The 18,711-nt window shown below is 70.6% G+C and carries 43 protein-coding genes; 38 read left to right on the top strand and 5 right to left on the bottom strand.

All coding sequences use genetic code 11. The annotated features are described in order from the left end of the window. Positions 1 to 1,023 precede the first annotated feature (1,023 nt). From ACGF07_RS25755 to ACGF07_RS25745, 3 genes are all read right to left on the bottom strand, one after another. On the bottom strand, positions 1,024 to 2,301 hold the full coding sequence (locus tag ACGF07_RS25755; RefSeq protein WP_392902409.1) for a hypothetical protein: 1,278 nt from the start codon (positions 2,299 to 2,301) through the stop codon (positions 1,024 to 1,026). A gap of 72 nt (positions 2,302 to 2,373) precedes the next feature. After that, positions 2,374 to 2,562, bottom strand: a complete 189-nt coding sequence (locus ACGF07_RS25750; protein WP_392902407.1) for a hypothetical protein — start codon at positions 2,560 to 2,562, stop codon at positions 2,374 to 2,376. A gap of 113 nt (positions 2,563 to 2,675) precedes the next feature. Then, positions 2,676 to 3,194: a helix-turn-helix domain-containing protein gene (locus tag ACGF07_RS25745; protein WP_392902406.1), complete on the bottom strand. Its 519-nt coding sequence runs from the start codon at positions 3,192 to 3,194 to the stop codon at positions 2,676 to 2,678. Positions 3,195 to 3,337: 143 nt separating this feature from the next. Between ACGF07_RS25745 and ACGF07_RS25740 the strand changes: the two genes are divergently transcribed. The 14 genes from ACGF07_RS25740 to ACGF07_RS25675 all read left to right on the top strand — a co-directional run bounded on the left by ACGF07_RS25740 (position 3,338) and on the right by ACGF07_RS25675 (position 9,285). Beyond that, positions 3,338 to 3,595, top strand: coding sequence for a helix-turn-helix domain-containing protein (locus ACGF07_RS25740; protein WP_392902404.1), 258 nt, complete (start codon positions 3,338 to 3,340; stop codon positions 3,593 to 3,595). Continuing rightward, positions 3,592 to 3,852, top strand: coding sequence for a hypothetical protein (locus ACGF07_RS25735; protein ID WP_392902402.1), 261 nt, complete (start codon positions 3,592 to 3,594; stop codon positions 3,850 to 3,852). Before ACGF07_RS25740 ends, ACGF07_RS25735 begins: the two co-directional genes overlap by 4 nt. Before the next feature lie 117 nt (positions 3,853 to 3,969). Next, positions 3,970 to 4,191 carry a hypothetical protein gene (locus ACGF07_RS25730; RefSeq protein WP_392902400.1) on the top strand — a complete coding sequence of 74 codons (222 nt, stop codon included), beginning with the start codon at positions 3,970 to 3,972 and terminating at the stop codon, positions 4,189 to 4,191. Next, a complete protein-coding gene (locus ACGF07_RS25725; protein ID WP_392902398.1) occupies positions 4,188 to 4,394 on the top strand; it encodes a hypothetical protein in 207 nt (68 codons plus the stop codon). Before ACGF07_RS25730 ends, ACGF07_RS25725 begins: the two co-directional genes overlap by 4 nt. After that, positions 4,391 to 4,567 (top strand): hypothetical protein, encoded by a 177-nt coding sequence (locus ACGF07_RS25720; RefSeq protein ID WP_392902397.1) that lies wholly within the window; start codon positions 4,391 to 4,393, stop codon positions 4,565 to 4,567. Before ACGF07_RS25725 ends, ACGF07_RS25720 begins: the two co-directional genes overlap by 4 nt. Continuing rightward, positions 4,567 to 4,905, top strand: coding sequence for a hypothetical protein (locus tag ACGF07_RS25715; RefSeq protein ID WP_392902394.1), 339 nt, complete (start codon positions 4,567 to 4,569; stop codon positions 4,903 to 4,905). Before ACGF07_RS25720 ends, ACGF07_RS25715 begins: the two co-directional genes overlap by 1 nt. After that, positions 4,902 to 5,624: an exonuclease domain-containing protein gene (locus ACGF07_RS25710; RefSeq protein ID WP_392902392.1), complete on the top strand. Its 723-nt coding sequence runs from the start codon at positions 4,902 to 4,904 to the stop codon at positions 5,622 to 5,624. Before ACGF07_RS25715 ends, ACGF07_RS25710 begins: the two co-directional genes overlap by 4 nt. Next, positions 5,621 to 5,848: a hypothetical protein gene (locus ACGF07_RS25705; protein ID WP_392902390.1), complete on the top strand. Its 228-nt coding sequence runs from the start codon at positions 5,621 to 5,623 to the stop codon at positions 5,846 to 5,848. Before ACGF07_RS25710 ends, ACGF07_RS25705 begins: the two co-directional genes overlap by 4 nt. Continuing rightward, positions 5,845 to 6,288: a hypothetical protein gene (locus tag ACGF07_RS25700; RefSeq protein ID WP_392902387.1), complete on the top strand. Its 444-nt coding sequence runs from the start codon at positions 5,845 to 5,847 to the stop codon at positions 6,286 to 6,288. The genes ACGF07_RS25705 and ACGF07_RS25700 overlap by 4 nt, the downstream gene beginning before the upstream one ends. A gap of 108 nt (positions 6,289 to 6,396) precedes the next feature. After that, the gene (locus ACGF07_RS25695) at positions 6,397 to 7,338 is read left to right on the top strand and encodes a helix-turn-helix domain-containing protein (RefSeq protein WP_392902385.1); all 942 of its coding nucleotides are present in this window, start codon (positions 6,397 to 6,399) and stop codon (positions 7,336 to 7,338) included. A gap of 8 nt (positions 7,339 to 7,346) precedes the next feature. Continuing rightward, the gene (locus tag ACGF07_RS25690; protein WP_392902382.1) at positions 7,347 to 7,892 is read left to right on the top strand and encodes a hypothetical protein; all 546 of its coding nucleotides are present in this window, start codon (positions 7,347 to 7,349) and stop codon (positions 7,890 to 7,892) included. Positions 7,893 to 8,093: 201 nt separating this feature from the next. Continuing rightward, a complete protein-coding gene (locus ACGF07_RS25685) occupies positions 8,094 to 8,513 on the top strand; it encodes a hypothetical protein (protein WP_392902380.1) in 420 nt (139 codons plus the stop codon). Continuing rightward, positions 8,510 to 8,755, top strand: a complete 246-nt coding sequence (locus ACGF07_RS25680) for a hypothetical protein (protein ID WP_392902377.1) — start codon at positions 8,510 to 8,512, stop codon at positions 8,753 to 8,755. The genes ACGF07_RS25685 and ACGF07_RS25680 overlap by 4 nt, the downstream gene beginning before the upstream one ends. Then, the gene (locus tag ACGF07_RS25675) at positions 8,752 to 9,285 is read left to right on the top strand and encodes a hypothetical protein (protein WP_392902374.1); all 534 of its coding nucleotides are present in this window, start codon (positions 8,752 to 8,754) and stop codon (positions 9,283 to 9,285) included. The genes ACGF07_RS25680 and ACGF07_RS25675 overlap by 4 nt, the downstream gene beginning before the upstream one ends. Before the next feature lie 192 nt (positions 9,286 to 9,477). Here the strand turns inward: ACGF07_RS25675 and ACGF07_RS25670 are convergent, their stop codons facing one another. Further along, the gene (locus ACGF07_RS25670; RefSeq protein WP_392902372.1) at positions 9,478 to 9,666 is read right to left on the bottom strand and encodes a hypothetical protein; all 189 of its coding nucleotides are present in this window, start codon (positions 9,664 to 9,666) and stop codon (positions 9,478 to 9,480) included. An 85-nt stretch (positions 9,667 to 9,751) separates the two neighbouring features. On the opposite strand from ACGF07_RS25670, the gene ACGF07_RS25665 reads away from it, so the two are divergent. The 13 genes from ACGF07_RS25665 to ACGF07_RS25605 all read left to right on the top strand — a co-directional run bounded on the left by ACGF07_RS25665 (position 9,752) and on the right by ACGF07_RS25605 (position 13,734). Beyond that, the gene (locus ACGF07_RS25665; RefSeq protein WP_392902369.1) at positions 9,752 to 10,195 is read left to right on the top strand and encodes a hypothetical protein; all 444 of its coding nucleotides are present in this window, start codon (positions 9,752 to 9,754) and stop codon (positions 10,193 to 10,195) included. Continuing rightward, entirely contained in the window at positions 10,192 to 10,380 is a 189-nt protein-coding gene (locus ACGF07_RS25660; protein ID WP_392902366.1) for a hypothetical protein, read from the top strand. Before ACGF07_RS25665 ends, ACGF07_RS25660 begins: the two co-directional genes overlap by 4 nt. A 57-nt stretch (positions 10,381 to 10,437) precedes the next feature. Continuing rightward, complete coding sequence (locus ACGF07_RS25655; RefSeq protein ID WP_392902364.1) at positions 10,438 to 10,593, top strand: hypothetical protein; 156 nt, start codon at positions 10,438 to 10,440, stop codon at positions 10,591 to 10,593. After that, entirely contained in the window at positions 10,590 to 10,964 is a 375-nt protein-coding gene (locus ACGF07_RS25650; RefSeq protein WP_392902362.1) for a hypothetical protein, read from the top strand. The genes ACGF07_RS25655 and ACGF07_RS25650 overlap by 4 nt, the downstream gene beginning before the upstream one ends. Positions 10,965 to 11,022: 58 nt before the next feature. Further along, positions 11,023 to 11,232: a hypothetical protein gene (locus ACGF07_RS25645; protein WP_392902360.1), complete on the top strand. Its 210-nt coding sequence runs from the start codon at positions 11,023 to 11,025 to the stop codon at positions 11,230 to 11,232. Between the two features lie 56 nt (positions 11,233 to 11,288). Further along, complete coding sequence (locus ACGF07_RS25640; protein ID WP_392902358.1) at positions 11,289 to 11,528, top strand: hypothetical protein; 240 nt, start codon at positions 11,289 to 11,291, stop codon at positions 11,526 to 11,528. 75 nt (positions 11,529 to 11,603) lie between these two features. Then, the gene (locus tag ACGF07_RS25635; RefSeq protein ID WP_392902355.1) at positions 11,604 to 11,882 is read left to right on the top strand and encodes a hypothetical protein; all 279 of its coding nucleotides are present in this window, start codon (positions 11,604 to 11,606) and stop codon (positions 11,880 to 11,882) included. Beyond that, positions 11,879 to 12,097 carry a hypothetical protein gene (locus ACGF07_RS25630; RefSeq protein ID WP_392902353.1) on the top strand — a complete coding sequence of 73 codons (219 nt, stop codon included), beginning with the start codon at positions 11,879 to 11,881 and terminating at the stop codon, positions 12,095 to 12,097. The genes ACGF07_RS25635 and ACGF07_RS25630 overlap by 4 nt, the downstream gene beginning before the upstream one ends. Before the next feature lie 88 nt (positions 12,098 to 12,185). Continuing rightward, on the top strand, positions 12,186 to 12,413 hold the full coding sequence (locus ACGF07_RS25625) for a hypothetical protein (protein WP_392902350.1): 228 nt from the start codon (positions 12,186 to 12,188) through the stop codon (positions 12,411 to 12,413). Then, the gene (locus tag ACGF07_RS25620) at positions 12,410 to 12,562 is read left to right on the top strand and encodes a hypothetical protein (RefSeq protein ID WP_392902348.1); all 153 of its coding nucleotides are present in this window, start codon (positions 12,410 to 12,412) and stop codon (positions 12,560 to 12,562) included. The genes ACGF07_RS25625 and ACGF07_RS25620 overlap by 4 nt, the downstream gene beginning before the upstream one ends. Then, on the top strand, positions 12,559 to 12,963 hold the full coding sequence (locus tag ACGF07_RS25615; protein ID WP_392902346.1) for a hypothetical protein: 405 nt from the start codon (positions 12,559 to 12,561) through the stop codon (positions 12,961 to 12,963). Before ACGF07_RS25620 ends, ACGF07_RS25615 begins: the two co-directional genes overlap by 4 nt. Then, positions 12,960 to 13,103, top strand: a complete 144-nt coding sequence (locus tag ACGF07_RS25610; protein ID WP_392902344.1) for a hypothetical protein — start codon at positions 12,960 to 12,962, stop codon at positions 13,101 to 13,103. The genes ACGF07_RS25615 and ACGF07_RS25610 overlap by 4 nt, the downstream gene beginning before the upstream one ends. Before the next feature lie 19 nt (positions 13,104 to 13,122). After that, positions 13,123 to 13,734: a hypothetical protein gene (locus tag ACGF07_RS25605; RefSeq protein ID WP_392902342.1), complete on the top strand. Its 612-nt coding sequence runs from the start codon at positions 13,123 to 13,125 to the stop codon at positions 13,732 to 13,734. 2 nt (positions 13,735 to 13,736) lie between these two features. Here the strand turns inward: ACGF07_RS25605 and ACGF07_RS25600 are convergent, their stop codons facing one another. After that, positions 13,737 to 13,937: a hypothetical protein gene (locus tag ACGF07_RS25600; protein WP_392902340.1), complete on the bottom strand. Its 201-nt coding sequence runs from the start codon at positions 13,935 to 13,937 to the stop codon at positions 13,737 to 13,739. Between the two features lie 80 nt (positions 13,938 to 14,017). On the opposite strand from ACGF07_RS25600, the gene ACGF07_RS25595 reads away from it, so the two are divergent. The 11 genes from ACGF07_RS25595 to ACGF07_RS25545 all read left to right on the top strand — a co-directional run bounded on the left by ACGF07_RS25595 (position 14,018) and on the right by ACGF07_RS25545 (position 18,711). Beyond that, positions 14,018 to 14,185, top strand: coding sequence for a hypothetical protein (locus tag ACGF07_RS25595; RefSeq protein WP_392902338.1), 168 nt, complete (start codon positions 14,018 to 14,020; stop codon positions 14,183 to 14,185). A 68-nt stretch (positions 14,186 to 14,253) separates the two neighbouring features. Further along, a complete protein-coding gene (locus ACGF07_RS25590; protein WP_392902336.1) occupies positions 14,254 to 15,303 on the top strand; it encodes a protein transporter Sec31 in 1,050 nt (349 codons plus the stop codon). 135 nt (positions 15,304 to 15,438) lie between these two features. Further along, a complete protein-coding gene (locus ACGF07_RS25585) occupies positions 15,439 to 15,606 on the top strand; it encodes a hypothetical protein (RefSeq protein ID WP_392902334.1) in 168 nt (55 codons plus the stop codon). 2 nt (positions 15,607 to 15,608) lie between these two features. Continuing rightward, complete coding sequence (locus ACGF07_RS25580; protein ID WP_392902332.1) at positions 15,609 to 16,325, top strand: hypothetical protein; 717 nt, start codon at positions 15,609 to 15,611, stop codon at positions 16,323 to 16,325. Between the two features lie 11 nt (positions 16,326 to 16,336). Further along, the gene (locus ACGF07_RS25575) at positions 16,337 to 16,759 is read left to right on the top strand and encodes a hypothetical protein (protein ID WP_392902330.1); all 423 of its coding nucleotides are present in this window, start codon (positions 16,337 to 16,339) and stop codon (positions 16,757 to 16,759) included. Between the two features lie 56 nt (positions 16,760 to 16,815). Then, a complete protein-coding gene (locus ACGF07_RS25570; protein WP_392902328.1) occupies positions 16,816 to 17,490 on the top strand; it encodes a hypothetical protein in 675 nt (224 codons plus the stop codon). Between the two features lie 143 nt (positions 17,491 to 17,633). Continuing rightward, positions 17,634 to 17,813, top strand: a complete 180-nt coding sequence (locus ACGF07_RS25565) for a hypothetical protein (RefSeq protein ID WP_392902326.1) — start codon at positions 17,634 to 17,636, stop codon at positions 17,811 to 17,813. Then, the gene (locus tag ACGF07_RS25560; RefSeq protein ID WP_392902324.1) at positions 17,810 to 17,974 is read left to right on the top strand and encodes a hypothetical protein; all 165 of its coding nucleotides are present in this window, start codon (positions 17,810 to 17,812) and stop codon (positions 17,972 to 17,974) included. The genes ACGF07_RS25565 and ACGF07_RS25560 overlap by 4 nt, the downstream gene beginning before the upstream one ends. Before the next feature lie 43 nt (positions 17,975 to 18,017). Next, positions 18,018 to 18,185, top strand: a complete 168-nt coding sequence (locus ACGF07_RS25555; RefSeq protein WP_392902322.1) for a hypothetical protein — start codon at positions 18,018 to 18,020, stop codon at positions 18,183 to 18,185. A gap of 87 nt (positions 18,186 to 18,272) precedes the next feature. Continuing rightward, positions 18,273 to 18,398: a hypothetical protein gene (locus ACGF07_RS25550; protein WP_392902320.1), complete on the top strand. Its 126-nt coding sequence runs from the start codon at positions 18,273 to 18,275 to the stop codon at positions 18,396 to 18,398. A gap of 115 nt (positions 18,399 to 18,513) precedes the next feature. Further along, positions 18,514 to 18,711 (top strand): MerR family transcriptional regulator, encoded by a 198-nt coding sequence (locus tag ACGF07_RS25545; RefSeq protein ID WP_392902318.1) that lies wholly within the window; start codon positions 18,514 to 18,516, stop codon positions 18,709 to 18,711.

The raw sequence follows: 18,711 nt of genomic DNA, 5'->3' as shown, positions 1-18,711 counted from the left end.
GGCTTCACCGAGGGTCCGGCTCCACTCCGGGCGGGTCTCCACGGTCCGGTCGGCGATCAGGGCGGCGCTGCCTGGTGGCGCGGGTTGGCCGCAGTGGAGCGCGGTATTGCGCTGGTCCGGTCCGGGAGGCCGGCTCGGCTGACGGCGGCGCGGGCGTGGACGAGGACCTGCTGTTGGGCGTACTGGAACAGTTCGGGCAGGGCAGTGCGGCCGGTCACCTCGGTGAGGGCGGTCTCCGCGGTGGCGCCGGTGTTCTCGATGGCCTTGAGAGTTCAGGCGTGGGTTCGCCACCTCTGGGGCCGCCGTGGCCAGGTGGCAGCCGATATGCCAGGCGAGAACCTGGCTGAGGCTGTCGGCGATGGTGAGCGGCGCCGTTCGGCGGCTGCCGCAGCATTGCGGCGGGCCCGTGGGCCGGCGGTCTCAGCGCGGCACAGGGCTGCCATGAGAGTGGGTCAGGTGCGCTCGGGGAGGCGGCCAGCAGGGCAGTGGTATCGCGGTCGGTAAGAGGGCGTCGGCTAGGACAGCAAGCCAGCACCGCAACAGGTGTCGGAGTCGCCGTGATCGGTTGCCGTGTGTGCTGAATGTGTGCTGGAAGCTCCCGCACCTTCGGTTGCACCCGGCCTGACCTGCGACTTCACATAGGGCCAGAGGGGCGACCCGCAGTCCGTGTGAGCAGAGGTCGCACAGAGCGGTCAATTGACTAGAAGACCTACCCTGACCTGCTGTTTCTCCAACGAGAAGCCCTGATTCGGGCCTGAGTGCCGCCTTCTGGGGGCAGATGTCATCATGAGCACCAAAGTGGCTCTGACCTGCGGCGATACAGAACAAGGGCCAACGTTGCCACAAGTGCGAGGGCAAAGGATACGCGCCCCGATTGTCCGTTTCGACCTGAAAATATGTCCGTTATGGGTGGGCGCGGACGGTTTCGAACCGCCGACATCTGCTTTGTAAGAGCACCGTTTTGATTGCCTCTCACCTGCTGCGATACATCCGATGGAGATCATTTAGGGGAAATATCGGAGATCAACTCTCCCAGACCCTCTCCCAGCCCAGATTCTCCATCGCCTGCTCGAAGACGGCCTGCAGGCCATTGAGCCGGTCGATCCGCATCGGCACCGTCGGATGCTGGTACACGGCCTTGATGCCGGACCGCACGTGGCCGGCCTGCTCGTGCGCCAGCGGATCCGCCACCCCGATCTGCGACTGCAGGGTGTCGTGGAAGTGCCGCAGCAAGTCCATGGTAAGCCCGGGCAGCAGCGGCTCCCAACCTTCCCTTGGCGCATGCCCCTTCGTCGCCTTCAGTGCTTCGCGCCCGTCCGCGCCGGGCCGCATCACCTGCCGGCCGAAGTTGCTGTTGCGCCACCACACTCCCTTCCGGGTGCAGAACAGCGTGTTGTGGTGAGGCTGCATCCGCTTCTCGTGCTGGTCCAGCAAGTCGTCGAGGAACGGCGGCACGTCGATGTCGCGCAGGGAGCCGTCGTTCTTCACCGGCTCCAGGCCGAAGTGCATGGGGCCCTTCTTGCCGGTCTTCGGGTCTCTGGTCTGGTACTCCGCAACCTCCTCCCGAATCTGGAGGGTGGGACAGGTCCAAACACCGTTACCGTGGGCCTCTCGCCGCTCGCCGCGGCTGCTGCGGGTGAGTGCACAGCCCTCGCCCCAACGGGGGCCGAGGAACGCGGTGGTGAGGATGTGCATGCCGTCGAGCGGGCCGACGCGGCGGGCGAGCTGGAGCACAAGCTCGGGTGTTGCAGGCGCGGACTGCTTCTTGACCATCTTCGCCTGATTCTTGGCCTTGATGGCGGCCGTGCGACTGCGCCTCCGCCCGAACAGCGGGTTGACTGTGAGCTTTCCGGCGTCGACCGCGCCGGTCATGATCTGGCTCATGAGCGTGAGGCAGTGCGAGGCGGTGGTGTCGTCGTGCGTCTCGCCGACGGAGTTGGCCCACGATTCCGCGTCGAACCAGTTGATCTGGTTGAGCGGCACGTGTTCCCAGCGCGGCAGGATGTGCGTGTCGAGGCGGTCCCACCTCGTGGTGTTGGTCCGACCACGCGGGGCCTTCGCAGCCATCCACTCCCGGGCCCACTGCCCGAACTGGGTCTGCGCAAGCTTCGGGTCGATCCAGCGGCCTGCCCGGATGAGGGCTTCCTGCTCCTGCCCGTACTCCTTGGCGGTCTTCTCCGTGGGGAAACCGGGCGCGCTGCCGTAGTTGATCCCGTCGGGCAACAGGAATCGTGCTCGCCAGGTGTACTGCTTCGTCTTCTTGCCGTTGCGGACCTTGAAGACTTTCTCGCCGTAGGCCAAGGGGCACCCCTCTTTGTCCTGGCAGGCGGGGCCTGCCGTCCCGCGAGACCCCGCCGTGCCAAGGGTGCCGTGCTACACGTCGGTCTCGCCGAGCGTCCGCCAGAGGTCCGGGTCCTTGCGGAGCCGCTGGCCGAACAGAATCGCCTGGGCCTCGGTGACGAGGCGCGCGTTCAGCTGGACCACCGGCGTGCCGGCCTTCCGTCGGACGACCGCTAGGCCGCCGTGGGGGATGTCCGTTACGCGCTCGATCCGCAGCCGCATGGGGCGGTCCCCCTACCTGTGTTGGGTTGACCCCCCTCACTCAGGTAGCGGAATCCTGACACACAGTTGGCGTATGCGCACGGGTTTCGCGGGCGTTTCGTGTGATTGTCGACCTACTCCGAGTCGTCAGAGAAGATCTCGTGTGCGGCGCGCTGCAGCTTTGACCACTTCTTCTGCAGCTTGCGCCGTTCCTCGGGCGTGAGGTCCCGAGTCTCGCCCTCCTTCCAGATGATCACCACGTCGCCTTCGTCGGGCGTGTCGAGGGCGATCGCCGTAGCGTCCGCGACCCGGCCACCGAGCAGGGCTGCCCGCACCCGCCCGGTCAGGTCGTCGAGGAGCTCGTCGACTTCGCCGTCGCCAGCGTCGACACTGGTCGCCACGTCGCCGCGCCCCGTTCGTACGGTCGGATCGCCACCCGTCAGCACAGCTTCGATGCTGTCCTCGGTCCAGCCCAGCCGCCGGGCGGCTGCCCGGTGAAGGGGTGTGACCTTGACGTACTGGTGGCCACTCTCCAGCTTCTGAACTGATGAGCGACCGACCCCTAGCTCGGCGGCTAGCTCGGGCTGCGTTAGCCCAAGATCGTCGCGCGCGGCCGCGATCGCGCGTGAGAGGCGGGCCCAGTCTCTGTCCATGGGACACATCATGCCGCATGCTCATGCAACCGCAGAGCCTGGATCCAGCCGTTTGACCTGCATTTAAGGCGTTCGGCGGTTGCATCGCGCGCATTACGCGCCCATGACAGCTTGCATTACAAGCCGCTTGCTGCGTCGAAAGTGTGTCGAAACTGCTTGCAAAGCGAGCTGTCGCGTGGTTGTCTTCTCTCGTGACGCCGAACGGAACCGCGATCAGAGCACTCCGAACTGCTTGCAATGTAAGCCTCAGGGAGCTTGCTTTGCGGACTGGGCGTGACCGCAGTCATTTGTCCCGAGTGGAACGTGGGCTGGCAGGGGCGAGCGAAGAAACGATCCGAGCGATCGCCGCTGCTCTCGGCCTTCCCAACGCCGCCGCTCTCAACCGAGAGGAACAACCGTGACCAAGAAGGTCGCGCCGCCCAACCTCACTGCCGAGTACACGGCCGAGGAACGACTCCGGCTCTACACGGTGGAGGAGGTCATCGACATGAAGCTGCTGCCCTACACCGCCCGGACCCTGCGAGACGCCGCCCACCGACGGCGCGTCCCGCACACCACGGTCAACCGCAAGGTGCGCTTCCGGCTGGAACACATCCTTCAGATCCAGCTGGCCTGTGACGTGGACCCGGCCAGCCGCGGCAGCCGTCGCGCCGCCTGATCGCACCCCTGACACGGGTCGGGCCCCCGCCCGGCACACCCGGATGCACCCGGATGCCGCCCGCGAGAGCCCTACGGCCCACCGATCAACGACCAACACGAAGGAAGGAGGCAGGCCATGAGCCAGCCTACCGTCATCAGCGAGCAGGAGTTGAACGCGCTGCTCGACGCAACGCTCGCGGCGTACGCGGAGATGCACTCCTGGCCGATCGTCTACGACGACCCGGTCCAGCGCGAGATGCACGCGGCGTACTGCGACCTGCTGTACGGGCCGTTGCCGGAGTTGCCGGCGTGGTCGTCGGCGACGGAGGCGCTGGTCGCCGAGTGGAAGGCCGCATGATGGCCCAACTTTCGACCGCCCAGCAGGAAGCGCTCCAGCGGATCGCGGCGCACGCCAAGGAGCTGCCGGTGCGCCAGCCCGACCCGCGCGAGAACGCCGAACTGCAGCACTACATGGATGACCACGGCGACCCCACCGAGTGGACGCCGGCCATGGCCGCCGAGTGCGCGCAGAAGCTCGCCAACCTGGGCGGTGCCAAGTGACCGGCGCCGACCAGACCCGGTGCACCGAGTGCGGCCTGCTCCGCCGTGACCACATCCGGCCCTGGATGCCCGGCCCCGGCTGGCACGTCTTCAAGGCGCCGACCGCCGAGCAGGCCTTGCGCCGCCACCTCGCCCGCTTCCCCCGCCAGCGCACCGCCGCCGAGGAGTCCTGATGCGCACCATCGCCGCCCTGTTCCGCCGCCGGCCCGACGCCCCCGACCAGCAGGAGGCCATCCGGCTCCTCCAGGCCGAGCGTTGCCGCGACCGCGAGCACATCGTGCGCCTGGAGTCGATGCTCCGCGTCGAGGCTGATCGCGCCGCCCGGGCCCAGCAGGCGCTCGACGAGTTCCGGCGAGACCTGCGCTCCGGTCACGCCGCGGTCGTTGCCGACAACGCCCGACTCCGCCGTGAGGTCACCCAGCTCCGCCGCAGCCTCGACGACGCCCTGTACGACGAGAAGACCCTCGCGGTCATCAACGCCGGCGGCATCAGCAAGGCGGTCACCGCGTGAGCCGCCCGTGGTACCTCCGGGACTGGTTCGCCGTCGACCTGGAGACGACAGGCCTGGACGTTGACACCGACCGCATCGTTACGGCCGCGACTGCCCGGTGCGTTCGCGGGGTGCCGGTTGAGACCCGCACTTGGCTGGCCGACGCTGGCCGACAGGACATCCCGATGGAGGCCACGAAGGTCCATGGGGTCGCCACGCGGCACGCGCACCGATACGGGCAGCCGGTCGAGACGGTCGCCCGTGCCGTGGCCGCCGCCGTGGTCGAGGCCGCAAACGACGGCCTGCCGGTGGTCGTGGCGAACGCCCCGTACGACCTGACCCTGATCAGCCGTGAGCTGTGGCGGGCCAACGTGTGGAGGGGGATCAAGCCCAAGTCGGACCTGCTGATCCTGGATCCGCTGCTGCTTGACTGGGCCCTCGACAAAACCCGTGAGGGCCGCCGGCGGCTGAACGACCTGTGCCACCACTACGAGGTCGAGCACGACCGCCCGCACCAGGCGGACGCCGACGCTGCGGCCGCCGCAGCAGTGGCGTACCGAATCGTCTGCCACTACCCGCAGCTACAGGCCATGAGCCTCGCTGAGGTGCACGCGGCCCAGGTCGGCTGGGCGGTTGAACGGGCGGCTGCTCGGCAGGCGTACAAGCGTCGCACCGGAGACCCGTCTGCGGTCGTGGGCGGCCACTGGCCGCTGATTCCCCAACAGGGGATGGCGTCGTGACGGTGCCCCCCTGCTGGAGCCCGGCGGAGACGATCGCCCTAGCCCGCCGGTACCTGGAAGAGATGGCCCGTGACAAGGACCACCTTGCGTTGATGCTGGCCGCGCTCGGCCTCGACCAGCCCACCCGCCGCTACCCGGCCGGCCACTGGCGCTGCCCCAAGCACACCCCGGCCGCGCAGGCCGGACACCCCGAACCACCATCAACCCCGATGGAGCCGAGATGAACACCACGATCGAGCACACCATCCAGTGCAGCAGCGACGGCGGTGTCAGCGTGCACGTTGAGATCGTGCACGCCGAGATGATCGTTCCCGGCCTGCTCATCTACCAGATCCCGGACCACGTCGAGCCCGACGCGGTCCTCCGCTGGCGAGTGGGTCACTGGACCGGCCTCGCCATCGCGAGTGGCCTCGACGAGGACCGCATTCGCCAGCTCGCCACCAGTCTGGCGCCCCTCGCCGACTGGACCCAGGGCACGACCCGGATCCGGTCGAATGCCGACAGGGCCGCCGTGCAGAACGCCGTCGAGTCGGCGCACTGCGTGCCGATGACGCCGACCCGGCGACCGGTTGAGCCGGAGGACCTGTGGCGGGCGCTCCGGGCGCTCACCGAGCCGCTGTGCGCGGAGGTCGCCGACGGCGGCCACTCCTGCACCTGCGACTGACCCACTGACTGCCTGGGGCGGGGTGCCACCGCCCCCGCCCCAGGCCACCAGCCCCCACCCCCATCACCGAGAGGCGACCCGTTGAGCACCGAGGCAGTGAAGTGGGCCATGGACGACGCGCCCATGCTGCTGACCGAGAAGGGCAAGCCCGACACCACGTCGCGGGGGGTCCTCCAGGCGCTCGCCGAGCACGCCCACAAGGACGGCAGCGGGGCTCGGCCGTCGGTCATGCGGCTGCAGTACCGGACTGGGTACGACCGGCGGACCGTACAGCGGGCACTTCGTCGGCTGGAGGACGCCGAGCTGATCGTCGCCGAGGGTGTCATCCGGGGCTGCACCTTGTACCGGCTGATGCTGGACAAGGTCCGTCCGGCGTCGGACTGGGCAGCGCTGGAGACGGAGGAGGAGCGGCTGCGGGAAGCGGCGGCAGCCAGGAAGCGCAAGTCCCGCGCCAAGACGGTCACGCACTCAGGCGACGTGACGGTCACGCCGTTGAACGACGTGACATCCACGATGTCACGCACTCTGCGTCCGGACGTCACGCACTCAGACGACGTGACAGAGGGGGATGTCACGCACTCAGACAGCGTGATGTCACGCACTCAGTGCCGCCCGAACCATAAGAAGAACCACCCAACTACGGAACCGTCAGGGAACCACCACCACCCGGCGCCCCCGCCCAACCTGCCCGCCGTCCGGGCCGGCGCCGAGGTCGAGGAAGACCACCGACCCGCGTGGCTCGCCCAGCTGCAGGCAGCACTCAGCGCCAACGGCATCGACGTCCCGTGGAAGTTCCAAGGCGACGACCAGCTGCTGCTGCAGAACGACGTCCAACGACTCGGCATCCCGATCATGGTCCGCTTCGCCGTCCAGGCTGCCCAAGGTGCCCAGCGGGGACCGTTCTCCAGCCGCTTCTTCTACCCCGGCTGGCGAGCGATCCCCACCCCCGTAGACCCGAACGTCGTGCCCCTGGCCCCCAAGAGCCGGCAGCAGCGAGAGACCGACGACATGTTCGACCGGGCCATGGCCCGTGCACAGAACCGCACGTAGGAGTCCTCATGAACCCCACCGAGACCGTGATCCTCGCCCGCTACGTCCGGGCCCTGTGCCCCCAGCAGAAGTTCGACGAGTACACCCCCGACGCCTGGTACGACCTCCTCGGCGACTACGACCTCCAGGACTGCAAGGCCGCCGCCGTCGAGATCGCCCGCCGTCAGCCGTGGGTCGCCCCCGCCGAGATCATCACCGAGGTCAAGCGGGCCCGGACCGGCCGGCTCGACTACTTCCAGTACGAGCCCACCCCCGGCGAGACCGCCGTCGAGTTCACCCGCAACCTGCGCGCCCAGATCGCCGCCACCATCGACGGCCACCGCCCGCCCCAGCTGCCCTACGCCGGCTCCCCGCGGCCGGTACTGGAGCTCACGGCCGGCCAGACCGTCCCCGAGCCGTGGGAGACCACCGCTGGTACCCGGATCCGCAGCGCGCACGCGGTCCGCTGCCCGAAGTGCGGCGCGGACGGCGGAAAGCCCTGCACCGCCCCCAGCGGCCGGCGACTGACCGGCTACCACGGGTCCCGCGTGGACGCCCTGAACGGCGCCGCGTGATGGGCGCCCCTCCGCCGCCGGGTCTCCGCCGCCACGACCGGCCACCCGAGTGGGCCATCCCCTGCCCCCTCGACCACTGCCGCGCCAAGGCCGGCACCCCCTGCCACACGCCCATCGGCCGCCGTCTCACCGCCGGCAGCCACCCCAGCCGGCTCGACGCCTGGCTCGTACACACCCGACCCGCCGCCTGAGGAGACCCCGATGAGCACCCAGCCCGTGGCCTACTACTGCGACCACCGCCACCTCGACCGCGAGACGCGCCCGCACTACAGCGTCGAGATCCCCGAGGACGGCAGCGGCTACCAGATCCAGCGCCGCCCCGAGGTGCACACCGCCCTGGAGTTCGCCGACCAGCGGCACCGCCCCGCCGAACTGCGGGACTTCCACTGCCCCAGCGCCCAGCCGCTTTACCTGCCCGTGAGCCGCCTCATCGAGACCGCCCGCCGGGCCCTGGGTGCTCTGGACGACCTGATCGCTAACACCTACGACCCGGGTGTCGAGGCGCTCGGCGCGCGCTACGAGCTCGCCCAGGCCCTCGGCCAACTGAGCCCCTACGAACGCCCGCTGGACGAACCCGGTTTCGTCTCCGGCCCGCAGACCACCGAGGAGGCCACCCGATGACCACCCTGACCGCCGAGCAGTGGAACGACCGCTACCCGATCGGCACCCCGGTGACCGCGTACCCGGGCATCAACCCGGCCTACGCCGCCGAGATTGGCGCGACCGACTACCCCCGGTTGGAGACCCGCACCCGTAGCCGCGCCTGGAACCTCGGCCCCGAGCCGGTGGTCATGGTCGAGGGCTACGCGGGCGGCATCCACCTGGAGCACATCGACCTGCGTACCGAGGAGACCACCCGATGAGCACCCAGCCCGCCACCGAGCTTCTCGACCTCGCCGCCATCCAGGCCCCCTGCCCGGTCTCGGCCTGCCGCGCCGGGGTCCGTGCCCGCGATCTGCACGCCCATCTCTCCATCGCCCACTTCGCCCACGAGGTCGCCTCCGTCGCGGCCTCCCTGCTCGCCCGGGTCCGGGAACTGGAGGCCGCCATCGCCGCCGTGCTCGCCCTCGAACCCGCCACTGACGAGGAGCTGGAGCGGATGGACCCCGAGGCCTACCAGCAGACCACCGGCCGCGACGACGCCATCGCCGACATCAAGCAGATGCTCAGCGCCGCCCCCAGCGGTCCCACGCGGCCCGAAACACCCACGCTCACCGGCTGGGCCGCCGACATGGCCGACGCCGGCCTGGAGCCCTACGACGGCACCCTCACCCTCGACGCCGACGACAAGCCCTACCTGCGTGTCCACCTGGCCTTCTCGCCCGACGCCACCGACCGGGACCGCGAGGGCTTCACCACCCAGCTCGGACACCTGATCCTCCGCGAGCTGTAGCGGCCCCACGCGGCCCGTCTGACCGCCCGCCAGCCCCGCACCGGGCCAACCGGGGCCGACCGGCGCCCGCAAAGGCGCCCAAGGCCCCGCCACGACCACCACAGGAGCCACCGTGACTCAGCCGACCGACACCGCGTCAGGGCAGCACGAAGCGCCGCGCGGCGTCGGCCGGCGGCTGCGGGGCGGTACGGGTCAGGCCTTCGGCGGCTCGGGGCGCTTGGGGAGCTCGGCGCCTGGGCGGCCCGCAAACCACTCCCAGAGCTGGCGAGTGACCGCGGACCGATCCGAGCCGGCCGCCTTGGCTGCGGCGTCGAACGCTGCGGTGAGGTCGTCGTCGATGCCTCGGACGACGCGCTGCTTGTGCTTGTGCATGTTGGCCATGGGCCGATCCTCTCAGGTGGCTTGCCACCCGTCTAGTCTTGTGCCACTCTATGGGTGGCAAGCCACCCGTGAGCTGGAGGAACCGATGGACCTCACCCACATCCGCAACGAGAACGGCACCACCACCCTTATCACCCGCCAGCAGGCCGCGGACGAGATCGACTCCGCCATCAGTGGCCCCACTCGCAAGGACGTAGACCAGATGTCCGCATCCCGCACCGGCGCGAACCTCCACTACCGCGACGGCCGGACCGTCGAGATTCGCCAGGCCACGCCGGACGAGATCGCCGAGCACTCCACACCGGCCCTGTCGTACACGGTCATCTACACCGGAGGCGGAGAGCCCGTCGTCCACCGAACCGGCTGCAGCCACAACCTCCGCGACTCCGGACGCGGCGCTCACCGCACGCAGGTGATCGCCGGCACGATCGACGACGTCTGCCGCGAGGTCTTCAGCGACTTCCTGTCCGAGGACGACGACCCCAGCGACTTTTACGGAGACCTGAACGTAAAGCCGTGCGCCCGATGACCGATGACCCGTGGCTGAGCGGCGCCGCGCAGAACCCCGCCCCCATCGCACCGACCGCCAACCCTGCCGAACCCAAGCCGTGCTGGCGCTGTGAGCGCGGGCCGTCTACCACCTGGTGCCGGGTGTGCTGGCGTCCGCTGTGCGCCGACTGCCGGATCGACCACTACCACGAGGGCTACCCCTGACCCGGGCGGCCGGCACCCACCGGCCGCCCACCACACACACCCACCACGGAGACACACATGGCCACCGCCGCCGAAACCCGCAAGATCCTTGAGGCCGCCGCCAGCCGCGTCCGCGCCCTCCTGATCTCCGAGCCCGTCGACGACGCCGAGCACGCCATCAACCACGCCATCGAGCAGGCCGCCCGCGCGGTCCTGGACGGCGGTGCCCGGTGACCGGCACCCCGCCGCCCAGCCTCGCCGAGCGCATCGAGCACGCCCTCCGCATCGCGGCCGTCCCCTGGGCCGCCAACATGCCCCCGATTACCCAACACGGCGACGGCGGCCACCGCTTCGAGACCGGGTGCTCGCTCTGCCACGGTGACGCCCCGTCGCTCACGGACGCAGCCCTCGCCGTGGTCCAGCCCGAGCTCGACCGCCGCGACGCCGAGATCGACCGGCTCCGCGCCGAGCTGGTCGCCGCCCGCGACCGCACGCTCACCGAGGCCGCCGAGATGCTCCGGTACGCCATCGTCTCCCCGAACGAAACGGACGGCGTCGACGCGGCCGCCGACCTCCTCGACGCCGCCCGCGCCGCGACCAGCTGACCCCCTGACACCCGACGCCGCCCGTGACCGCAGGCGGCCCCATCCGAAGGAGAACTCCGTGAGCACGATCGACCCTGACCAGATCCAGTGGACCCTCATCCAGACCGAGGACTGGGGCGGCGGCCCCGAGCGCACCTACCGCGCCGAGAACGTCGAGCACGCCGACTGCGGCGGCGACGTCCACATGATCCACCTTCACGACGCCATGGGCGGCCTGCTCAGCGCCCACTCGCAGTGCACCAAGTGCGGCGAAGACCTCACCCCCTGACCCCGCCCCGGCCTGCCGTCACCCGGCGGCAGGCCCACCACCCCGAGGAGTACACCGTGGCCACCGTCTACGTCGTCGCCAACAGCGAGGGCCCCCACAGCGCCCACATGAGCCTCGCCCTCGCGCAGGCCGAAGCCGAGAGCGACGAACGCCGCATTCGGCAGCACCCCGCCGACTACCGATGGGACCAGGAGACCAGCGCGCTCGGCCTCCGCGTCTGGGAGCTCCGCGTCAAGGGCCTGACCGGCCGCTGGGCCAAGGCCTACCGCTCCATCCACGAACTGCCGCTCAGCTGACCCGCCCGGGCCTGCTGGCAGGCCCCACCCTCCTAGCTACCTCCTAGTAGCTCCCAGATCAGTAGGAGCCTCACCGTGACCGACCAGCCCGCCGACCTGCTCGCCGCCGCAGCCCAGCGCCTGCGCGACCACATCGCGGCCGACAAGGTCGCCATCTTCAGCCCGGCCGCGATGGACGCCGTCGCCCGCCTGATCGACGGTGCAGCCCGCAGCGTCACCGCAGCCGAAACCGCTGCCGCGCAGGTCTGGCCCGACGATCCGGATGCCCGCACTGCCTGGATCGCCCGACAGCAGCCCGACGCCGCCCTCGCCGTTGCCCGCGCGGTGCTCGGCCAGGACGGCGGCCAGAAGTGACCGACCTCGCCCGCCGCCTCGCCGAAACCCACCGGCCCATTTTCGAACCCGACCCCTGCGCCGTCACCGGCTCCTCCCGGTACCTCACCTACTGCCGGGCCTGCTCCCGAATCCAGGCCGTCTGGCGACCCGGTGACCCGATCCCCACCTGCGAGCTGTGGGACGCGGCCGTTGCTGCCTGTCTGATCGAGCCCGAGACTGGCCCCACCGCGTGACGGTCTCCCCCTGGCTCGCCGTGGCCGGCGCCCTCTACGGCGCCGGCCTCGCAGCCACCCTCCTCGCACTCCACCCCCGGAGACGCACGTGAACACCACCCTGGTCCTCATCGCCGCCTGCATCCCCCTCGTCGTCTGGTTCGCCTACCGCCTCGCCGCCACCCGGAGGCCCCCCATGCCCGACATGCCCGACGACATCGGCGTCACCCCCGCCACCGAGCACCAGCCAGCCATCCTCTGGGAACGCCACGGCCACACCCTCAGCCGCCACGCCGCCCCCGGCACCCAACTCCCCGCCGGGGAGGACCAGTCGTGACCTTCGAGCACGCCCCGCGCCCAGGCCGCACCTGGGACACCACCGTCACCCGCGTCGAGACCGTCGTCCCCGACGACGCGCCCGACCCCCGCCCCAACCGCGCCACCCGCCGGGCTCTGAAGCGCCAGCAGCGAAAGGCCAGTCGATGACCCCCACCGCCGAACAGCTCGACCACCTCATCGGCCACACCTCCGGCCGCGCACTCACCCCCGACGAGCACGCCGCCCTCCGCGCCGGCGTCCGGGCACTCCGGGCCGTCCTCGCTGGATCTCTCGAAGCAACGCTCAGCGCCACCCTCGGCCGGCCGTCGCTCGGCACCTACCACCAGCAGGTCGTAAAGCAGCTTGCCACCGCCGAGGACGAACTCGCCCAGTGGCGGCAGCGCGCATTCCGCGAGGCCGACTACCGGGAGCGCGCCGAGCAGGCCGAGGCCCGTATCGCCGCCGCCTACGGGTTCGCCGACGAGATGGCCACCTACTGCTCGCCTCACGGTGTCGCCAGCCTGTACGCCGATCGCCTCCGCGCCGTCCTCGACGGGGCCCAGCCGTGACCTGCCCCGACGACGAGTGGGACGAGTGGCTGCCCGACCTCCTGTTCACCGACGACAGCGAGGACTGGCCCCTCGACCCGCCGCCCCGCCCCATCCGCGACGTGATCCGCGACCTCGCCGACTACCAGCCCACCCGCTGAACACCGCACGGAGACGCTCATGCTCGACTTCTCGACCGGCAGCCGCCTCGCCCGCGAGCTCGCCGAGATCCCGCTCCTCGCCGCTTGGGCCCAGCTCTCCGTGATGCCCGGCGCCGGCCGCCGGGGGGCCCGCGTCTCCGGTGCCACCCGCACCCCGCCCGCGCCGCTCGTCATGCACGTCGCCTCCTACCTCGGCCCCGCCGCCCCCGGCGACGTCCGCGACCCCCATGGCGACCAGGACGGCATAGTGCCCCTTGCTGGCACCGTCGCCACCTGGGCCCGCATCCACGTCGAGGAGAGCGACCTCGGCGGCCCCGAGTCCGGCCGCCTCGACGACCTCCTCGCCTACCTCGGCCGCCGCGACGTCCTCGCCTGGTCGGTGCTGCAGATGTGGGCCGACGAGTACGCCGCCGAGATCCACGGCGCCTGGTGCACTCTCGACCGGCTCGCCGCCGTCCGGCCCCGTTGGCGCGCGCTGCAGCTGCCCTGTCCGCGGTGCAAGCTCTACAGCCTGTCCCAGCTCGACGGCGACGACATTCGGTGCGGCAACGAGAGCTGCTGGGCCGTCCTGCGCCAGGACGAGTACGACCAGCGCGCCGAGGCCTACCTGAACGCCCTCAACGCGGCGTGACGTCAGGCGCCCGTCGGATCCTTCGGGGCTGGCGGGCGCTCGGGCAGCTTTGCGCCTGGCCTACGCAGGTACCAGGCGACCAGAGCGCGGATGATCTCGGCACGGTTGCGCTCACCCGCCCGCTCGCCAAGGTCTTTCCAGTCGTCGTCGCCGATGCGGACGACTCTGTTCGTGGTGTGACTGTCCTTCGCGCGGCTGACCATCCGCCCAGCGTATGGGCTGCATATGCACTAGTCGAGTGGAGGCACTTGCGTGCATATGCACACCAAGCTAGTCTGTGCATATGCACACCGACGATAAGCCGGTGAACACCGGCACGCCCGAGAAGCCCGCAAAGAAGATCATCGGCGGCATCACCCTCTACGGCCCGCAGCTCACCAAGCTCAACCAGGCCGCCAACGGCGGGAGTCGCTCCGCCGTCATCCGCCGCCTCATCGACCAGCACCTCTAACAGAACGGGCCCAGGCACGGGGATCGCAGCCCCGGCCCAGGCCCTTGACCACAGGAGATAGCCCTCCCATGACCCAGTTGAACCCTACCTTCCGGCGCTCCCGGCAGGTACAGCAGGAACGCACCGTCCCGCACACCATCAACGGCGTCACCGAGATGGTCACCGAGAAGTACGCCACCGCCGTGCCCATCCCGCCCCGCGACTGGGACCGCATCGTCCGCGGCTCCGTCACCGGAGCCACCGCCCTCACCGTCGCCGGCAGCATCGCCTGGTCGACCGCCAGCATCGGCGACCTCCTCGCCCGCACCGTCCAGCCCGTCATCGGCTACGGCGCCGCCGGGGTCTTCGACCTCGCCTGGATCAGCTGCATGGCCCTGGAGTGGCTCGCCCGCTACGACCGCCGCAAGGCCGCAGGCCCCCGCAAGGCCGGCTACGTCGCGCTCATCATCGCCATGGCCGCCGTCTGCGCCCACGGCATCCTCCAGGGCGGCCACGGTGCGATCGTCGTCGGCATCATCGGCGCCCTCGTCTCCGCGCTCGCCAAGGGGATGTGGACCATGAGCATGCGGCACTTCAGCGTCGAACTCGACGACCGCTCCCAGCAGTGGGTCGAGCGCCGGCTGTCCGCCGCGCACGCCCGCCTCGCGACCGCCGCCGTACAGCGCGAGCTCGCCCGAGTCGAAGGCGTCACCGCGGACATGCACGCCGCCTACGAGCTCCCCGCCACCGAGCCCGAGCTGACCGACGCCGACCGCGCCGCCGAGTACGCCCGCAGCCTCATGCCCGGCGCCGACGACGACCAGATCACCGCCCAACTGGTGGCAGCCGGACTGGTCACCTCGCCGGTCACCCCGCGCCCGCAGGATGACCACCAGCACGACCGCGTGATGACCACCGTGGCGGCCAAGCGTCCGGCACGCGACATGGTCACCTCGGTGGTCACCCAGGACCCGTCCACCATGACCAGGTCCCAGTTGCTCGCCGCCGCACGGCGCCTGGACCGGCAGGCCCGCAAAGGGAAGCCGAGTCGGCCGGTCACCATCGAAACGCTGCAGGTACAGCTCGGCCTCTCCCGGCGTGACGCGCAGGAACTCCGACGGGCCGTCGTCGGCGACTGACCGCCACGCGCTGCACCGCCGTGGACGGGCGCCTCCCGATCTCGACGAACCGGTGACTGACCGCACCATCCCGCGCCGTCACGGCGCCCGCGCCCACAGCGCCACCAACCAGCCCCTCCGCTCCAGGAGACAGCCATGGGCCTCAGGTCCCTGTTCACCGGCGGCAACAAGACCGCCAGCACCATCACGACCGGCCGCACCGCCAAGGACCGCCTCCGCGACAGCCGCAACGTCCGCAAGGCCGACGCCAGCACCGCCGCGTGGCTCCGCGCCGGCGGCCTCGCCCCCCGAAAGGGCCGCTGACCATGACACCGCCACCTCCTCCGCCCGCCTACCCGCCCACCATCGGACACGCCACCGAACAGCAGCCCGTCCTCGAGTGGTGGCGCAAGAGCTGGCCCGCCAAGCAGAACGGCCCGACCACCGAGCCGGTGGACCCCCGCAAGGACGACACCGACCGCCAGGCCGAAGCCAGCCCGCAGCCCGACCAGCCGCCCTTCGACTGGAACGCCTTCGCGCACCGGATGGGCCACACCATCGGCGAAATGATCACCGAGACCTCCGAAGAACGCGAAGCCCGCATCCGAGCCGACCGCGAAGCGCGCTACGCCGCCGAGGGGGAGACCGAGGCCGAACGCAAGGCCAGGCACCGCCGCGAGGCGGCCGACCGTAGGCGCAAGGCATCCGCCCTGTGGCGCCAGGACGGCACCAGGCGCGCCCAACGGTTCCGCCGCTGGTGCACCCTCACCGCCCTCTCCGCCTCCGCTGGCTACTCGATCGGCCTAGTCCAGTGGCTCGGCTCCCTGCCCTACCACGTCACCATCGCCGCCCTCGGCGGGGCCTACTGCCTCGACGTCTGGCTGCGCGGCGGCTGGGTTTCGGCAGTACGCATCACCGACTTGCGCGGCGTGCGTCCGCTGGCCGCCGTCACCCTCACCCGCGTTCCCTTCGGCTCCGCGCTTGCCGCCAGCCTCCACCTCGCCCCCCTGCTGTCCGCCACCGGCCAGCTCTTGCACCACTAGGAGCACCGATCATGACTTCACTGTTCGGCGCCTTCGGGTCCGGTGGCGTCTGCCTTGCCATCGCGGTCTGGGTGATCGTCGGCCACCGAGGCAAAGGCAAACTCGCCGAGAAGCACAAGGACAGCCACACCGCCTGGTGGATGATCCTCTTCGGCGTCTTCGCGGCCGGGGCCGGCCAGGCGTTCAGCGCACCGGGCACGGTGGGTGACACTCTCGCCCACGCCTTCTCCTCGCAGAGCCAGGCGTTCGGCAACGTCGGCGTTGGCGCCGTCGCCGCGATCCTGACGATCGTCCTGTTCGGTACCAAGCCCCGGCCCATCCTGGACAGCATCCTCGGCCCCACCCTGCCGAGCGTGTACGCCGCCGCCGGTGGACTCTGGGCCCTGCCGCTCGCCGTGCTCGGGTCTGTTCTCAAGCCCTTGGTCGGTGCCTGATGAAGCGCTACCTCGAAGGGATGTCGCTCACTGCCATCGCCCGAGGTAACCGGCGCATGCTGGCCCCGCTCAAGGCACGGCACGCCGACGCCAAGGCCAGCCACGCCGAAGCGCTGGCCGCCTGGAAAGAACGCCGGGCCCAGGCCCTGGAGGTCAAAGACCCCGAGCAGCGCGCCAAGGCCCTGGACGACCTCAAGGGGGAGCGGCCTACCAATCCTCTCCTCGTGACCGCCGGGTGCACGGTCGTCGCGACCGTCGTCGTCTGGCCCATGCTCCGCGGCCGCCACGCGGCGATCATCGCCGGCGTGCTCACCCTCTGGACCCTGACCGCCCTGATCCGCGGCCAGGAAACCGGACCTGCGGCCAGCAAGACGGCCACCAGCCCCCAGGCGGACGCCAGCGAGCCCGACCCGGACGACGGGGAGTGGATCCAGGAAGCCCCCGCGGTCGAGGTGCTGTGGGCCCTCATCCGGCACACCGCCAGCCTCACCAAACAGGGCACCGCCGCCCATCTCCAAGCGGTCCTCGATGAGGCCAGCAAGCGCGGCCAGATGACCGACTGGACGGTCTCCGACCTCGCCGACGAACTGGCCTCCCACGGGGTCCCGATCGTGGAGCAGAAGAAGCTCACGATCGGGGGGCGCCACTACAACCGCTCGGCGGTCCTCCTGGCCGACCTCCCCGAGGCCGACCCCGCGCCCGTCCCGGCCATCGTCCACAGCGCCGCGTGAACGCGCTCCCCTGGGCCACCCGCGGCCCACCCCGAGGACGGCCAGTAGGCGGTAGGAACCGCAGGTCAGAGCACACCTACCGCCCGCCCTACCGGCCCCCTACCGGGCCCACCTACCCGACGACCTACCGATCGGAGAGACCCATGACCAAGACCGAAGCCATCGCCAAGGCCGCCCGCGAAGTCCTCGCCCACGGCGGACCCGCCTGCCTCACCGACCCGCACATCGCCCTCCGAGCCATGGCCGCCGCACTGGCCCTCGGTGCGACCGAGGACGACATCAAAGCCGAGATGCGCCGCCAGCGTGATGAGAACGCGCGATGACCATCGACGAGCAGATCGCCGCCGCCCAGGCCCGACTCACCGAGTTGCAGCACGCGTTCGTCGACGCCGCCTACGACTCGGCCAAGCGCCACCGCCTCGCTGACCAGATCCGCCAGACCCGCGACGAGATCACCAAGCTGTACGACCGCCTGCCGGTCTGACTACGCCCGCACAACCGACCGATCTGAAGGAGATACCCGCACCATGGCCATGACCGTGATCGCCCACCACCCCACCGCCAACGGCGGCACCGTCACCACCCTGTGGGACGACGAGGGCCGTCAGGGCTACCAGTGCACCGGGTGCACCAACCTCGTGCTCGACGCCGACGACCAGGCGGCCCGGGACCACGCGGCTGCCTGCGGCAAGTAGCAGCGCCCCGGGGCGGCCGCCACGCCTGCCAGCAAACCGGCCGCCCCGGGCCCTCCACCACCCACCAGAGCAGCAGAGGAGCACATCATGGCCTACGCCAACGGAACCGACCAGCAGCCCGCGCCGACCCCCGAGCCCATCGTCGTCGAGCGCGGCAGCGGCCACAGCGTCATCTGGCCCACGCCAGCCCCGCAGCCGCAGCCCGAGAGCTGAGGCGCTTGCACAAGATCGGCACCTTGTGTCAGGCTGATGACAGCACCACAGGTGCGCCCACTTCACGAAGGCCCGACCACCACGGTCGGGCCTTCGGCGTTCCCGGGAGGTCTCGATGAACGAACTGATGACCCCCGCCGAAGGCGCCGACCTGTGCGGCGTCACGGTCGACACCATCTGGCAGTGGAAACGTCGCGGCCTCATACAGCCCGACGGGCTCGACGAACGAGGACGCCCGCTCTATCGGCAGATCACCCTCGCCCGAGCCGAAGCCAAGACCCGCAAGCGGGCAGGGCGCGTCCTGGCGGCTTAG

It is taken from the genome of Kitasatospora sp. NPDC048194 (assembly GCF_043202455.1).
GTDB lineage: Bacteria > Actinomycetota > Actinomycetes > Streptomycetales > Streptomycetaceae > Kitasatospora.
The sequence above is the reverse complement of the archived record's forward strand: the minus strand, read 5'-3'. Positions and strand labels throughout refer to the sequence as shown.